The following is a 15,058-nucleotide window of genomic DNA, read 5'->3' on the forward strand; positions in this document are numbered from 1 at the left end:
TGATTAAAAAGTCGAAGCTAATGCTAGCTTCGACTTTTTTTGATCGGTAAGTATGAATTTTATGGGATTTACTTTAATGGACCACGTATGGATTTCACTAGCGCTTTAGGGATGAAATACGGTATGATATAGTCAAGAGCCGGAATTAACAGGCATAGCAACATAAGTCTTGGAACTGCCAAGGCTTGCGGAGGGAGAGACTAACATTGGAATTTAAAGGAGCTATGGGGGGGATTTACCGCCTAACCGAGTGGATTACCCGGCTGGCGGCTAGCAATTTGTTGTGGGTGTTATGTTCATCGCCTTTTGTATTCTGCCTCATACTGAAATTACTGGTTATGAATCAGAATTTGGCGAATGAATCGTTACAAATGAACTGGGCGATGGCTATTTTGGCACCGCTTACTTTATTTCCAGCAACATCGGCTTTGTTCTCAGTGGTTCGCAAATGGGTGATGGGCGATACCGATACAGGCGTGTTTCGTACCTTCTTTAAAGGATATAAAGAGAACTATAAGCAGAGTCTGATTGGGGGTATCTTTTACACGTTACTGTTTGTCGTCATGTATGTGGATTACACTGTATATATGACACAGCTCAGCAACTTGCAAATCGTGGGTGTTATCATGCTGATCCTCATCATTATTTTGCTTGTGTCTATGTTTAACTTCTTTTCGATGGTAGCTCATTATCATATGTCTACCGGACAAATTATTAAAAATGCGGTTTTATTGACGCTGATTCGACCATTCCGTGTATTTTCCACCATGCTCGGCAGCGCCGTTGTTATATACATTGGAGTTAAATATCCCGTGCTTTTCTTATTCTTCATCGGCAGTGTAGTTGCCTGGTTCGCTTTTTTTAATTTTTACGGAACCTTCCTCAAAATGCAGGATCAAATGGAGAAAATGAAACAGAAAGACGAAGAAAAGGCAACCATTGAAGACAAGAAAAGTGATAACCTCTAAAAATAAAACATATTTCTCCTAGGATTTACTTTCTGAGTGAGAAGCGCTATAATAAGGTCACATCCTGCGATGCACGTTACGGTCATTTGTTGTTTTGAACCAATGACAATGTCTAGGGAGATCTATACGAATGAATAGCTGAAAAGCCCTGTCAATTGCTGACAAGGGGACTTCAAAAGTTTATTCTGCGGTCACCCACCTGCTAAAGCAGGTTCAGAAGACGCTATGGTCGGACGGCATCGGCGGGTACTCCATAATGTAATGAACACACTCTGGTACTGCTTATGCAGAAACAGGGTGTTTTTTGTATGCAACAATGTTAAACTAAGACATGAGGTACTAAGGTCGCATACCACAGGCATGATCGGACTCAATTTCGGTTGTTTATCGTGTTTTATAAAGCGCTTGCAGCAGAGGAAGCCGATGTGTCGTATGATAGGTAGCGATTATCGTGAAGGAGGAAATGTCTTGTCGTTGAAGAGGACTCTGGTAGGGATTGTGCGCAGCCAAGAAGGTACAAGCGACCGGGTCAAGGACCCCCAAATGAAGACACGCTATTATAACTTATCGAGAGACAAGGCTTGGGAAGAAGTATCATCTATCCTAAAAAAGATTCCTGGCTACAAGGTACTCCATGAGGTAGCATCCGTAGGTGAGATTACGTTGGAGAAGCGAACGGCGTTCGGCAGAACCGTCGACATTACCGTTTCGATTTTATCTGTCTCACCAGTTCGAAGTGCGGTAGATATTTATTCTGCTTCACGTGGATCGTTAGGGGACTTGGGTGCGAATTACCGCATTATTTTGCAACTGTTCACTATGATCGACAAGAAGCTGTCTGCTTATAAGGTCGTACAGTAGTAGCAGGTTGTGGGAGCAGTGATGTGGTAGACAAACATCGAAAAAAGCGAGGAAGGCAATCCTTCACTCGCTTTTTTAATATTCGGTCCTGATTTAGACCAGTTTTTTTACGGCTGCAATCGCTTGATCATAGTCAGGATGCTCGGCCATTTCGCTCAAGTATTCTACGTAAGCGATTTTGTCATTTTGGTCAATGACAAAAATAGCTCTATGATCCAAATGGAATTCCTTAATGAATACACCATAAGCTTCACCAAAGGAATGATCTTTGTAGTCGGACAGTGTCAATACGCGATCAATACCAGCCGCACCGCACCAACGAGCTTGAGCGAAAGGCAAATCCACGCTGACCGTCAGTACCACAACTTGGTCCCCCAGGGAGTCTGCTTCCTGGTTGAAACGTCGCGTCTGTGCGTCACACACGCCTGTATCTAGAGAAGGGACAACGCTAATCAGTTTGACTTTGCCTGCAAAGTCTTGAAGCGTAGCTGCTTCCAATAAGTCTTTCTGTAATTTGAAATCAGGCGCCTGATCTCCAATTTTCAGTTCAGGACCTATGAGAGTCAAAGGATTGCCTTTAAAAGTAGCAACTCCTGTACGTTCTTGTGCCATATGTAATAGCCTCCTTTGGTTTTTGGCATTGGTTATCGTTGCCGAAATCTATTATAATCTTTTATAAAAGACATTGTCCAATTTGAATAAGGTGGAGACACCCCATGAAGGAAGGATTGCCTTGATTTTTTTACGTTATGAGAACTGGAAAAGTTATTTACGGTTTTACCCGGTAACCTGTCTGATTTTGCTTATCAATATTGTGATGTTTATTGTACTGACCGTGCAAGGTGGATCGGAAAATAGTTTGACGCTGATCCGGTATGGGGCTTTGATTAATGAGGCGCCGTTCACTGACCAGCTGTGGCGGTATGTGTCAGCTATGTTTTTACATGCAGGCTTTGATCATCTTCTGTTTAATTCCTTTGCAATACTTGTATTCGCTCCTCCGCTGGAGCGTTTGCTCGGGTCCTTACGATATGTGTTATTGTATCTAGTCACGGGCATTGTAGGGAATATACTGTCCATTGCACATTACAACATGCTGGCGGAAACGACAGTCTCTGTAGGAGCCTCAGGAGCGATTTATGGCATCTATGGGGCGTTTCTGTACGTTGCCTTATTCCAACGTTCCTTGATGGATGATGCTTCGCGCAAAACGCTGTACACGTTGCTTGGGTTTGGTATTCTGTTTTCTTTTGCTGTAGCGAACATTAACTGGACCGCTCACTTTGGGGGATTGCTCAGTGGGTTTTTCTTTTATGGATTATTGATTAGATTAACTGGCCAGCGCAAACGGCACTAAAGACAGCTTTATCGTAAGTTATCAGGGTAAGAAAGAGGATGATGTTCGATGGACATCTTCTTTCGGATGTTGAAAAACAGATTGGAGCGAATATCGGAGTGGAATTACGACAGTTGCAATACTTCATGAAAGTAGCGCAAAAAGAACATGTCACTCAGGCAGCCGAGGAGCTACATGTGGCGCAATCTGCGGTAAGTCGGCAAATTCATCAGCTTGAAGAAGAGCTGGGAGTTAATCTTTTTATGCAAAAGGGTCGCAATCTGCAGCTTACGCCAGTGGGACAGCTATTTTGCAAACGGGTGGAAACGATCATGAAAGACCTGGAGCGGGCTGTTTTGGAAGTGCATGAGTTTTTAGACCCTGAGGGGGGCGAAATCCGTATCGGTTTTCCGCACAGTTTGGGGATTCATCTTATTCCTACAGTGGTGGCTGAATTCCGTAAGCGGTATCCCAATGTTAAATTCAGATTTAAACAAGGAATGTACCCGAGTTTAATTCGTGATGTGTTAGCGGGTGAGGTGGATTTGGCTTTTGTATCTCCTTTTCCAGATCGACATGACCATGTCGAGGGGGATGTGGTGTTAACCGAGGAGTTATTTGCAGTTCTCCCGCCTAATCATCCTTTGGCTTCAGCCGAACACATCACATTGAGCCAGCTTAAGGGAGAAAAATTCATCTTGTTCAGAGATGGATATTCGTTACGCCCGATTGTCTGGCAGGCCTGTCTGGAGGCTGGATTTACACCGGATATTGCTTTTGAAGGCGAAGAGACTGATACGATTCGCGGATTAGTAGCTGCAGGTATGGGGGTTAGTCTTCTGCCTGAAATGGCGCTGTTTCAGACTAACCCGTTGCAACCTGCAAGGGTGTCGATTGTTGATCCAGAGGTGACAAGAACGATTGGCTTGATTCATCGCAGAGATGACAAGCTTCCATTAGTTGCTAAATCGTTCCGAACTTTTCTATTGCAATATTTTGGCCTTCATGGTAATGCTGCTACTTCGAACAAAACGGCAAAAGCAGATTGAGGCTACTAAGTATAGTTTATTGGCTTAAGATCAAGAAAAAAAGGTTGTTCCTCTACCGTCATTGGTGGAGGAACAACCTTTTTTGCAATACAAGTGATTAATCCCGGCTATTAAAGATGCCGATTAGGCGGATCAGTTCCAGCAAGGAAACGAGAGCTGCAGCCACATAGGTCAATGCAGCAGCATTTAAAACTTTAGCTATACCACGTTCTTCATCACTACGGATAAATCCTTCAGAAACCATGATTTCCCGTGCGCGATTAGAAGCATTAAACTCAACTGGCAATGTAATTAATTGAAAAGCAACAGTAGCCGAGAAGAAGATAATACCCAGACCGATCAGGTTCGTAAAGCTAAATAAGAAACCGGCAATCAGCAGAAATGGTGCAATCCCGGAAGCAAAGTTTACAATCGGAAAAATCCGGTGGCGAAGTGCCAGCATAGGATAATGCTCTTTATGTTGGATGGCATGACCGACTTCATGGCAAGCCACAGCAACCGCAGAAATGGATTTTTCGTAATAAACGGGCTCAGACAAGCGCACCACTCGTTGTATCGGGTCATAATGGTCAGATAGCGCGCCAGGTACTGGCTCAATAGGCACATCGTGCAAGCCATTACGATCCAGCATGTGCCGAGCTGCATCATAACCAGTCAGTCCATTTTCGTTTGGAACATCAGACCATTTGTTAAACGTACCTTTTACACGAAATTGCGCCCATAAGGATAATCCGAACGCAAGAATAATCAATATATACATACCCATCATAAAGCAACCCTCCATTATTGTTCATACTACTAGCTCGGGTATCTACATCATAGAACTATGCTCCAACAGATACTTCAAAGCCTCAATACAAGCAGCGCTTTGTGGCAAAAGACCGGTAAGCAGCTTGCGAGCTTGGACAGGCTTGAGCTGTCCGAGAAGAGGTTGTAGTTCATTGACTTCACGCTCTAGACGCTGCATGTGCATTTCTAGACTCGTTAGTTTGTCAGTAACGTGCTCTTCTCCTGCAACGGAGTTCCATTTAATCAGTGTCTGTCTGATTTCCTCGAGGCTATACTTCTCTTGTTTCATTTGGTTAATACGTTCAAGCCTGTTTAAGGTTTCATCATTATAAAGCCGATAATTTTTCAATGATCGTTCTTCAGGTGTGATCAAACCGAGTTTAGTGTAATAATCAATCGTTCGTTCGCTGACACCAGCCGCTTTGGCTAGTTCACCAATTCGATATAGCTTCATATCCCCATCTGTCTTCACCTCGCGCTCTTCGTTCAATCTTCAATAATAACATCTTAAACCGAGAGTTTATAAAGGATATTTTACATGATCCTCAACCATACAGTCAAACGTTATGCTTTTGATGAACACAAACGAGCTATTTATATAGTCAGAAAATATGACATGAAAGATTTAAAGGCTTATTTTTTTAACATAATAAAAAAAATCTTGTCAACTTTCATGTATTCTGCTTATAATGACAATAAGAATTTCACGAAATGTAAAGAAACCTAACATTCGAGGGAGTGGTCTTCATGAGAAAAAAGTGGTTAGTTGTATTATTGGCCATGCTGACGGTTCTGGCTTTTCCTGTAGGTGCGTTCGCTGCTGACGGGCCCACAAATATCCAACTTCAAGCTGGACTAAACACGGCCTTTACGTTCTTGGCATTTATACTTGTGTTTTTCATGCAAGCGGGATTTGCATTGCTGGAGGCAGGCTCGACACGAATGAAGAATGCGGGTCATGTCGCTGGTAAAACGATTCTTACGACGGGTGTTGCGGCTTTGTCCTTCTGGGCTCTCGGATTTGGCTTCGGCTTCGGCAATGATGGTGGTAACGGATTTATGGGGCTGACGGGTTTCTTCATGAGCGGGACAGATGCTGCTGCATCGTTTGATACTCTTTCAGGTTTGGATGTTCCAATTACGATTATGTTTTTGTTTCACTTTGCTTTTGCTGCGGTATCTCTTTCGATCGCATGCGGGGGGATGGCAGAGCGTGCAAAATTAAGTGTATACATTATTTTCGGTATTTTGTTCTCTATCGTGATCTATCCAGTTGTAGCTCACTGGGTATGGGGCGGTGGCTGGCTTGGCAAGTTGGGAATGCAGGATTACGCTGGTTCAACAGTAGTCCATTTGACAGGTGCTACGGCGGCACTCGTCGCTACGCTGCTGCTCAAACCGCGTCTGGGCAAGTTTAATAAAGATGGCAAGCCGAACATTATCCCTGGTCATAATCAGGTGTACTCTATCTTGGGTGTTATTATTCTCTGGTTTGGCTGGTTTGGATTTAACCCAGGTAGTGCTGTTTCTGCGATGAATGACGGATTCTTTGGATATGTAGCCCTGACTACAAATATTGCTGCGGCGGCAGGCGGGGTTTTCGCATTGCTCGTATCTTGGATGGTATACGGAAAAGCAGATATTCCAGCTATGCTAAATGGTGTGCTGGCAGCCTTGGTTGCCATTACGGGTTCTTGTGCCTTTGTGGCACCTTGGGCGGCATTGGTCATTGGCGCAGTTGCAGGAATCGTCACTTTCTTTACAGCGCAATGGTTTGAGCGTGCGAGAGTAGATGACCCGGTATATGCTTTCTCCGTACACGGTGTTGCAGGGATGTGGGGTGCAGTATCCACAGGGTTGTTCGCTACTCCTGAGCTTGTAAAAATAACAGGTGTAGGTCAAGCGGGTCTGTTCTATGGTGGTGGTTTTACGCAATTAGGAGTACAGTTGCTTGGACTGATTGGCACTTTGGCATTCGTATTCGTCATTTCCTTCATTATTTTGGGTGCGATGAAAGCAATTATGGGGATTCGTGTTACGGAAGAGGAAGAAACGATGGGACTTGATATCAGTGAACACGGTACGTACGGCTATCCAGAGCAAATGAAGTTAGTTACCGAAGCTGAAAAGCGTTCTGGAATTGTCAGCTAATATGTAAAATATAAAGAGCCAGTATGGATGAGCGGAGGAGATGGAAGTATGGAACTGCAAAATATGGCCTCTTGGGTGAGTTCCGCCGAAGCGATTGATCATGCAGACACACCTGAGTCGTTAAGGCAGGCCAGGATCGATTCTCAGAAATGGCTGCTGGCTTCCCAAGCCTCCGCTCCGTTATCAGACTGGTTACGAACGGTGAATAAAATGCATGACCGCATCGCAGCCAGAGCTGTACAAATGTGCGAAAAAGGGATGGTTGAGGATGGCTTTGGGCCTCCTCCCGTCCCTTACGCATTTATAGCCTTCGGAAGCATGGGGCGCTCGGAATCGACGCTGTGGAGTGACCAGGATAACGGTATGATTATCAGTGACCTTGTGTCTGCTGACAAAGAATTGTATTTCAGCGAGTTTGGTCGCAGAGTGTCTGCGATGCTAGAGTATTTGGGATATCCCAAATGCGAGGGGAAAGTGATGTGCTCGGAGCCATTGTGGCGCCATACATTGTCTGGATGGCAAGAACAGCTATCCAAATGGTCGGAAGATTTTGCTTGGGAGCCGATTCGTTATCTTATTATCTCGTCTGATATGAGACATATCGCAGGCGATCAGCAATTGTCTGCAGAATGGAAGCGAAGTTTTTATAAGTTGTTCCGAAAACATCCCGATTTACCTTCAGCCGTACTTAGGAACACGGTAAGGCATAAAGCGACACTTAATATTTTAGGTCAGATCGTTACCGAGCGATTCGGTGAGCATGCAGGCGATTTTGATGTGAAATATGGGTTATACATTCCGTTGGTGAACGCCGTCCGTTTTTTGGCATTGCAACATGGTGTAGAGGAAACTTCTACCTTGAAAAGGCTCAGGCGCCTCGCATCACTTGAAGCGGCACCATTACCTTTACTCGATGCTTGCGAGCGAGCCTTTCGGATCGCACTTCAGCTTCGAATGGCTACTCCAGTGAAGGAGAAGGATGGATTGCTTCTCAGTAATGGCTATTTGGCCGTCAAGCCGCTGAAGCAAGGGAAAGGCTGGCATGAGCTGCGCGAGGCTCTTTCGACAGTACGACGGCTGCATCGTGCGTTGCAAAGGCAGCTGCGATTTATGGAAGGGAGAAGGTCATGAAGGAACCAGCGCAGGGAGGTGGCTTCTGGAGTGCTCTCCGCAGAGGAGGGGTACCGTCGGCAATCGCATCTGTAATGGGGGCTCCTACGGCTCAGCAGATGGCGTTTATTCGGTCCTTAACACGGGAACAACGGCGTTCTGAAGTATTGCGTACCCCGCTGGAGCGTTTGGAGACGGTAGTTTTTGATCTGGAGACAACGGGATTTTCGGCACAGCATGGAGATGAGATTTTATCGTTCGGAGCGATTCGGGTAGTCGGGGATGTGATTATGGAAAAAGAGCAGTTTTATACGCTTGTTAATCCGCGGACTGATATTCCTAAACACATCACTGAGCTAACTGGGATTACCCGGGAAATGACGGATGAAGCTCCGCCGCTTATGAATGGACTACATGACTTTATGTCCTTTGTAGGTGGACGGGTGCTTGTAGCGCATGCTAGCGCTCATGATAAGGCCTTTTTAAATGCTGCGCTATGGAAAACATCTAAAGTTCAGTTAACTCACCGTGTACTAGACACAATGATGCTCGCCAAATGGCTGGAGCCACAGCAACACCAAACCTATAGTTTGGATGAATTGTTGGCCTATCAATCCATTCCGATTGAAGGGCGGCATCATGCGTTAGAGGATGCGAAGATGACCGCTAGGCTATGGGTGGCGTATGTTCAGGAAATGCTGAAGCGTAATGTGACCAATTTGGCAGATATCTACGCGCATTTAAGCCATGCCTGATCAGTACAAGGCATAACATCTGACCCCACATAATAACAGCAAGTTCGCGATTTTCGTGGGTTTGCTGTTTTTTTGTGTCCTGTTCAGATTGTAGAAGGTTAGAGGTGGGAGCAGTATGGGCATCCTATGGGGAAGGATAAAGGTCATTGTGATGAAAGGCAGGTGATAGTACTTTGAAAAGATTTCTTTTCATCAGAGCAATAATGGTATTGGTTATGGTTGGAGCTTCATGGGGAATTATTGCAAACACAGTCAATGCAGCAAGCCTGCCCGTGAGAAATGCACCATTGGAAGAAAAGTACAAAGGTGAAAAAGAGCTTGAAATTGAGAAGAATGTAGGGACTGAATCTGATGCGGCAGAGGTAATGAAAAGAATCAAACCTGGGCAACAGCTTCCTTCTATGATTTTAAAGGGATTAAACGGCAAGTCCTACGATGTAGGGGCTCCGCGAAATAAAGCGATGATCATTAGCTTTTGGGCTTCGTGGTGCGATCCGTGCCGATTAGAAGCGCCTATGCTGAATGAATTGTATAGTAAATACAAACATGCTGTAGATGTGTATGGCATCAATGTAACCCGCTATGATCGATTAGAGGATGTGCAGAAGTTTTCCCGTTCTTTGGCCCTCCGATTCCCCATTTTACTGGATGAACAAGGAGCATTTTTTGAACAATTTGGAGGAGCGGCTTTTCCAACTCATGTAATGATTGACCATCATGGACAGGTACGAGAAATCATAATCGGCATGCTCAGTGAACGGGAATTGGAGGGTAAAATAGAAGCTCTTCAAAAAAATAAAGTGACTTTAGGGGCCGATTAGACCGCCAAAGTCACTCTATTAGCTCATGCTTGTATTTGATTAGTGGTTAACTAAACCGTGATGAGTAAGCTCTGTTTGTTCATTTTTTGGAGTTGGCGCTTCCAGCAATGCGTAACGGAAGCTGTCCAAGAGAGCTTCCCAGCTCGCTTCAATAACATTTTCAGATACACCTACGTTACTCCAGACGTCCTCGTAATTTTTGGACTCAATGAGCACGCGTACCTTGGCGGCAGTGGCGTCTTTTTCGTCAAGCACACGCACCTTATAGTCAGCCAAATGCATGTCCCGCAAGGCTGGGAAATATTGAGAAAGAGCCTTGCGGAGTGCGTTATCAAGTGCATTGACAGGACCATTCCCTTCAGCTGCGGTATAGACACTTGTCCCTGCAACATTCAACTTTAAGAAGGCCTCGGAGACGACCGATCGGCCCGCTGTTTTTTCCACTAGCACTTTAAAGGATTCAAATGAGAACATTTCCTTTACTTCACCGCCAGCTTCACGAATAAGCAATTCCAGCGAAGCATCCGCGCCTTCAAACTGATATCCCTGATGCTCAAGTTCTTTGATGCGACTAATGACGCCACGTGCCTCATCACTGGACGGATCAAGGGTGATGCCCAGTTCCTGCGCCTTGGATACAACGTTGCTTTGTCCGGCCAGTTCGGAGACCAAGACCCGCTGCTTGTTCCCCACCAGTTCGGGAGCGATGTGCTCATAGGTTCGTGAGTCGCGCAGAATAGCTGACACGTGAATGCCTCCCTTATGGGCAAAAGCAGCATTGCCAACATAAGGCTGGTTTACAGGCAGATTAACGTTGGCGACTTCGCTCACAAAGCGAGCTGTATTGTGGAGTTGTTTTAGCTTCTCGGGATCTAGACAGTCGTAGCCCAGTTTGAGCTGCAAGTTCGGAATGACGGAGCAGAGGTTGGCGTTACCACATCGTTCACCGTAGCCGTTGATGGTGCCTTGGACCTGCCTTGCACCTGCTTGAATTGCACTTAGTGAGTTGGCTACTGCCAATTCGCAATCATTGTGTGTATGAATGCCCAACTGTGCCTTCGTTACCTGGCTTTGCAGTGTAGTAACAATTTCCTGTATTTCATGTGGCAGGGTACCGCCGTTGGTATCACACATCACGAGCCAATCCGCGCCTGCTTCCTCAGCTTTTTTCATAACGGCAAGTGCATACTCGGGGTTGTTTTTATATCCGTCAAAAAAATGCTCGGCATCAAAAATAACCTCCATGCCCCCTTGCTTTAAAAAGGCGATGGAGTCGTAAATCATAGACAGATTTTCCTCCAATGTTGTCTGTAAAGCAGTGTGTACATGAAAATCCCATGATTTACCGACTAGAGTAGCGGCCTGAGCGCCGGATTCCAGAATCCGTTGCAGATTGACATCTTGCGCTGCGATGCTATCTTTGCGGCGCGTGCTGCCGAAGGCGACAATTTTTGCCTGAAGCCCCAGCTCTTGTACCCGTTTGAAAAATTCGATATCCTTGCTGTTGCTCCCGGGAATCCCGCCTTCAATATAGTGAACACCGAGATCATCGAGTTTTTTGGCGATTTTCAATTTGTCATCAGCAGACAAGCTAATTCCTTCTCCTTGAGTGCCGTCTCGCAGCGTTGTGTCAAAGATAGAAATAGCGGTGGACATGAGGGACTCCTCCTTCGCGGATTGCTCAGATTGGTGATGCTCTGCTTTTTTAAGTACATTAATTTTAGTTGTTTAACGCTTAAAAACAGGAAAGCGTTAGTTTGTCGTGTTCGTATGATAGTCGATTATAACAACTAATGACTTCAAATGTAATATATAATTATCTTTTTTGAACACAAAACCTATATTTTTTATGTAAAATAGGAATAGCATTCAAGGGTAACCCAAGTATAAAATCAAAGGACATATTCCTGATCTAACGAGTGAATTACAGTTAAAAAGAAGGGTTGAGCATGAAAGATGTCAGTGCTTATTATCCGGTCGGTGGACGAGTTATTCTGCATGTGGATATGAACGCATTCTATTGCTCCGTTCATGCAGCAGAGGAGCCGGAAAAATACAAAGGATTGCCTACCGCTGTGGCAGGCAGCAGTGAATTGCGCAAAGGTGTAATTGTGACCTGCTCTTATGAGGCACGACGATTGGGCATTTCAACAGGGATGGTTGTTCAGCAGGCTCGCCGGATTTGTCCGCAACTCATCGTAATACAGCCTGATTTTCATTTATACCGTCGTTATTCCAAAGCATTTATGAGTATTGCTTACTCGTATACGCCTATGCTGGAAGCAACTTCAATTGATGAATGTTATCTAGATATTTCCGGTTCCAAGCAGTTTGGAACACCTTTGGATATTGCCGAGGAAATCCAGCGTAGAGTAGAAGAAGAGCTAGGCTTGCCTTGTTCAATTGGGGTAGCGCCCAACAAACTACTGGCCAAAATGGCCTCTGATCTGAAAAAGCCACGCGGGATATCTGTTCTACGTTTGCGTGATGTACCCAACATTTTGTGGAACCTTCCATGTGGGCAGTTGTTTGGTGTGGGCCGAAAAACGGCAGACAAGCTTCTACAAATGAACATTCGTACCATTGGGCAACTGGCTAAGGCAGATGAACACATGCTGGTTAGCATATTTGGTGTAACGGGTTCTTGGTTAAAATTGGCGGCAAACGGAATTAATCATTCTCCAGTCAGCGCTGAGCGGGAGCCAAACAAATCCATCGGGCACACCACCACCTTGCCTATGGATGTAGTAAAGCTCGAAGAAGCCCAAAGGATACTGCTTAACATTAGTGATCAGGTAGCCCGGCGGCTTCGACGGCACGGTATGCTGGCAGGAGGTATTCAACTGACGATTCGGACCCCAGATATGAAGACCTTTACGCGTTCTCAAGTCAGGAGTACGCCTACGGAAAGTGCAGAAGACATATATAAGGAAGCTTGTGCATTGTATCGTCGCCATTGGGGAGAAGATAAGCCGGTGCGTTTGTTGGGGATTACGCTGCAACAGCTCATTCCTAAGGAGGAAGCGGCTGTTCAATTAGATCTATTTGAATACCAGGACCAGCCTAAAAAAGAGAGTTTACTGAAAACGATGGATGCGCTGCGCGATAAGTTTGGTGAAAATGCGATTTTGACTGCGGGGATGCTGGGAGATGATCCTTCGGTACTTCTTCGTAATTCCAAGCTGCGCGGAACTTCGCTGCAAAAAGACAATCTACCCACTCCAGAGTGAACTTCGGGGAGGGTTATTGTTGTATCAGTAACACACGCTATAAGCGTTTTTTGCATGAAGGATAAAGGAAAATAATTTGTAATAATATTGGGTTTGTATTAATATGTGAATAGAATGCAAAAGCTGGTTTGTTCGATTGTATAGGAGGAAGAGAAAAGTTATGGCTAAATACACTTGGGTAGAAAAAGATACATGCATTGCTTGCGGAGCCTGCGGCGCTACAGCACCAGACATCTATGATTATGATGATGAAGGTTTGGCTGAAGTGATCTTTGAAGGGGATGCAAACCAAGGCATCAAGGCGATCTCGGAAGACCTGTTTGATGATATGCAGGATGCTTGTGACGGTTGCCCTACAGATTCCATCAAAGTTGCAGACGAACCTTTTAATAAAGAAGGTTAAGTGTAAGTTTTTTGGACAGGCATAGCACCGCCAGTACCCTTCGCCGTATAACGGTGAAAGTATGCTGGCGGTGCTGTTTTTTTATGTGCTGTCCATCAGACCTATTGTGACCGATATACATAATAGTAAGCAAGATTACACGATCAGGAGGATCCGATGGACCATTCGCCTCATCTTAAATCGTATGTAAAAAAGCACCCTGATAATAAAATGGCCTGGTATTTACTCGGTAAAGAGTATGAAAGCAGCGGCCAGGAGGGCAAAGCAAATTATTGCTTCAATCGTGCAGGGGAAGTGTTCGAAGCCTTTGAGCATAAACAGATTCCGGCAGACGTATGGATGGAATATCAGGATAAACTGGTCCAGATGTCCAAGGAGAAGGAGCGGAGAACCGCTCGAACACGCCACCTTCTAACTGCGTTAATGGTACTTCTGCTCATCTGGGTCCCTTCAGCCAATTCACCGAGCACTTTACCTGAGAGCGCATCCGTTCCATCCGGAACTGAGGACGCAGCGATTGATCATGCCGAAGTTGCAAAAGTGGCTACTGCAGATCCAAAGGAGGGGGCGCAGAACGGTGAGACTTATGTTGGTGGTGTGTTTACGGCTCAAGCCAGGCAAGGAAGTGGGGCTGGAACAGCGCTTACGGATATGTTGGCAAAGACGAGTCAAATGCCGTCCAAGACCACGGTGCTGGGCATGGAGCAGAGCGGGGCGTGGCTGATCTGGAGAGAAGGGATGAAGCCGTTACTTAGTGTACAGAACAAGGGAAACGGTGGATTAGCTGTTCAGTCTTACGACGCCGCTGCATGTGCTTGCAAGCCGTCAGATAGTGAAACCCTCCGCATAACAGGTCTAAAATGGGCTGCCGGACAGGAAGAGCTGGCTGCGCTGAATAGCGCCATACGTGCTTTTCGCTCGCAGCATCAACGTCTCCCCCGCAGTCTTGAGGAATTGACCCGAGATTTTCCCGATAACACGATGTACGGTACGACTGACGGGATGAAGAAGGCTTTTACACCTATGCGCAATTTACTTGCTTCTCCAGGACAGGGAACAGGGAAAGATCAGAACACTAGCGCAGCGGCTGAGAAAAGTTTATTGCTGGCATCGTCATTGCACGGGCGTCCTTTTCTGGGGCAACCGCTACGAATTGTGATAGACAAATCCAAGCACAGGCTAGCATTGGTGAGCGGCAATATACTTATTCGCAATTATCCCATCGGTTTGGGCGGAGAAAGAACACCGGAAGGGAAATTTGTGATTACCGATAAAGTCGTAAATCCGAACGGCAAATCCAACGGTGAGTTTGGTAGCCGTGGTATGCAACTGTCTGCAACGAATTATGCTATCCATGGTACGAACGAGCCAGACAGTATCGGCAAAAATGAGTCACTGGGTTGTGTCCGCATGGGGAAGGAAGACGTGGAGGAATTGTTTGCATTCGTACCTTCAGGTACGGAGGTGGTCATTGGTAACGGGGGACTGCCTGATCAAGTGCTTGTACCTGGTTCCCGATTTACGAGTGAGCCGCAGCACGACCAGACGAATCCCCGCAAAACCTATCACTGGCTAAATTAACGTT

15 protein-coding genes and 1 other RNA gene are annotated in these 15,058 nt (G+C 45.6%); 12 read left to right on the forward strand and 4 right to left on the reverse strand.

The features are described 5' to 3' along the window. The first annotated feature begins 206 nt into the window (after window positions 1-206). From MKX36_RS08485 to MKX36_RS08495, 3 genes are all read left to right on the forward strand, one after another. Window positions 207-968 carry a YesL family protein gene (locus MKX36_RS08485; protein ID WP_016819729.1) on the forward strand — a complete coding sequence of 254 codons (762 nt, stop codon included), beginning with the start codon at window positions 207-209 and terminating at the stop codon, window positions 966-968. 58 nt (window positions 969-1,026) lie between these two features. After that, window positions 1,027-1,221, forward strand: a non-coding RNA gene (gene ssrS, locus MKX36_RS08490) — 6S RNA. A gap of 215 nt (window positions 1,222-1,436) precedes the next feature. Then, window positions 1,437-1,829: a DUF1499 domain-containing protein gene (locus MKX36_RS08495; protein ID WP_039277012.1), complete on the forward strand. Its 393-nt coding sequence runs from the start codon at window positions 1,437-1,439 to the stop codon at window positions 1,827-1,829. A 93-nt stretch (window positions 1,830-1,922) separates the two neighbouring features. Here MKX36_RS08495 and tpx read toward each other — a convergent pair whose 3' ends face one another. Then, entirely contained in the window at window positions 1,923-2,441 is a 519-nt protein-coding gene (gene tpx / locus MKX36_RS08500) for a thiol peroxidase (protein ID WP_013370495.1), read from the reverse strand. 121 nt (window positions 2,442-2,562) lie between these two features. Here tpx and MKX36_RS08505 point away from each other — a divergent pair, with 121 nt between their 5' ends. After that, window positions 2,563-3,186 (forward strand): rhomboid family intramembrane serine protease, encoded by a 624-nt coding sequence (locus MKX36_RS08505; RefSeq protein WP_016819731.1) that lies wholly within the window; start codon window positions 2,563-2,565, stop codon window positions 3,184-3,186. Between the two features lie 98 nt (window positions 3,187-3,284). Next, entirely contained in the window at window positions 3,285-4,214 is a 930-nt protein-coding gene (locus tag MKX36_RS08510) for a LysR family transcriptional regulator (protein ID WP_025364562.1), read from the forward strand. Window positions 4,215-4,311: 97 nt separating this feature from the next. On the opposite strand, the gene MKX36_RS08515 is transcribed toward MKX36_RS08510, so the two are convergent. After that, window positions 4,312-4,983, reverse strand: a complete 672-nt coding sequence (locus MKX36_RS08515; protein ID WP_016819733.1) for a zinc metallopeptidase — start codon at window positions 4,981-4,983, stop codon at window positions 4,312-4,314. Window positions 4,984-5,025: 42 nt separating this feature from the next. Beyond that, a complete protein-coding gene (locus MKX36_RS08520) occupies window positions 5,026-5,457 on the reverse strand; it encodes a MerR family transcriptional regulator (RefSeq protein WP_023988024.1) in 432 nt (143 codons plus the stop codon). Window positions 5,458-5,750: 293 nt separating this feature from the next. Here MKX36_RS08520 and MKX36_RS08525 point away from each other — a divergent pair, with 293 nt between their 5' ends. The 4 genes from MKX36_RS08525 to MKX36_RS08540 all read left to right on the forward strand — a co-directional run bounded on the left by MKX36_RS08525 (window position 5,751) and on the right by MKX36_RS08540 (window position 9,840). Beyond that, on the forward strand, window positions 5,751-7,154 hold the full coding sequence (locus MKX36_RS08525; protein ID WP_016819736.1) for an ammonium transporter: 1,404 nt from the start codon (window positions 5,751-5,753) through the stop codon (window positions 7,152-7,154). A gap of 48 nt (window positions 7,155-7,202) precedes the next feature. Continuing rightward, complete coding sequence (locus MKX36_RS08530; RefSeq protein ID WP_107734315.1) at window positions 7,203-8,285, forward strand: DUF294 nucleotidyltransferase-like domain-containing protein; 1,083 nt, start codon at window positions 7,203-7,205, stop codon at window positions 8,283-8,285. Continuing rightward, window positions 8,282-9,019 carry an exonuclease domain-containing protein gene (locus tag MKX36_RS08535; protein ID WP_285695183.1) on the forward strand — a complete coding sequence of 246 codons (738 nt, stop codon included), beginning with the start codon at window positions 8,282-8,284 and terminating at the stop codon, window positions 9,017-9,019. Before MKX36_RS08530 ends, MKX36_RS08535 begins: the two co-directional genes overlap by 4 nt. Window positions 9,020-9,192: 173 nt before the next feature. Continuing rightward, window positions 9,193-9,840 (forward strand): TlpA family protein disulfide reductase, encoded by a 648-nt coding sequence (locus tag MKX36_RS08540; protein ID WP_340864536.1) that lies wholly within the window; start codon window positions 9,193-9,195, stop codon window positions 9,838-9,840. Between the two features lie 39 nt (window positions 9,841-9,879). Here MKX36_RS08540 and cimA read toward each other — a convergent pair whose 3' ends face one another. Beyond that, entirely contained in the window at window positions 9,880-11,496 is a 1,617-nt protein-coding gene (gene cimA / locus MKX36_RS08545) for a citramalate synthase (protein WP_340864538.1), read from the reverse strand. Window positions 11,497-11,789: 293 nt separating this feature from the next. Here cimA and MKX36_RS08550 point away from each other — a divergent pair, with 293 nt between their 5' ends. From MKX36_RS08550 to MKX36_RS08560, 3 genes are all read left to right on the forward strand, one after another. After that, entirely contained in the window at window positions 11,790-13,070 is a 1,281-nt protein-coding gene (locus tag MKX36_RS08550) for a DNA polymerase IV (RefSeq protein WP_090887366.1), read from the forward strand. Window positions 13,071-13,230: 160 nt separating this feature from the next. After that, window positions 13,231-13,473, forward strand: coding sequence for a ferredoxin (locus MKX36_RS08555; RefSeq protein WP_013309730.1), 243 nt, complete (start codon window positions 13,231-13,233; stop codon window positions 13,471-13,473). 156 nt (window positions 13,474-13,629) lie between these two features. After that, window positions 13,630-15,054, forward strand: coding sequence for a L,D-transpeptidase (locus MKX36_RS08560; protein WP_340864539.1), 1,425 nt, complete (start codon window positions 13,630-13,632; stop codon window positions 15,052-15,054). Window positions 15,055-15,058 lie beyond the last annotated feature (4 nt).

Source organism: Paenibacillus sp. FSL W8-0439, assembly GCF_038008995.1.
Taxonomy (GTDB): domain Bacteria; phylum Bacillota; class Bacilli; order Paenibacillales; family Paenibacillaceae; genus Paenibacillus; species Paenibacillus polymyxa.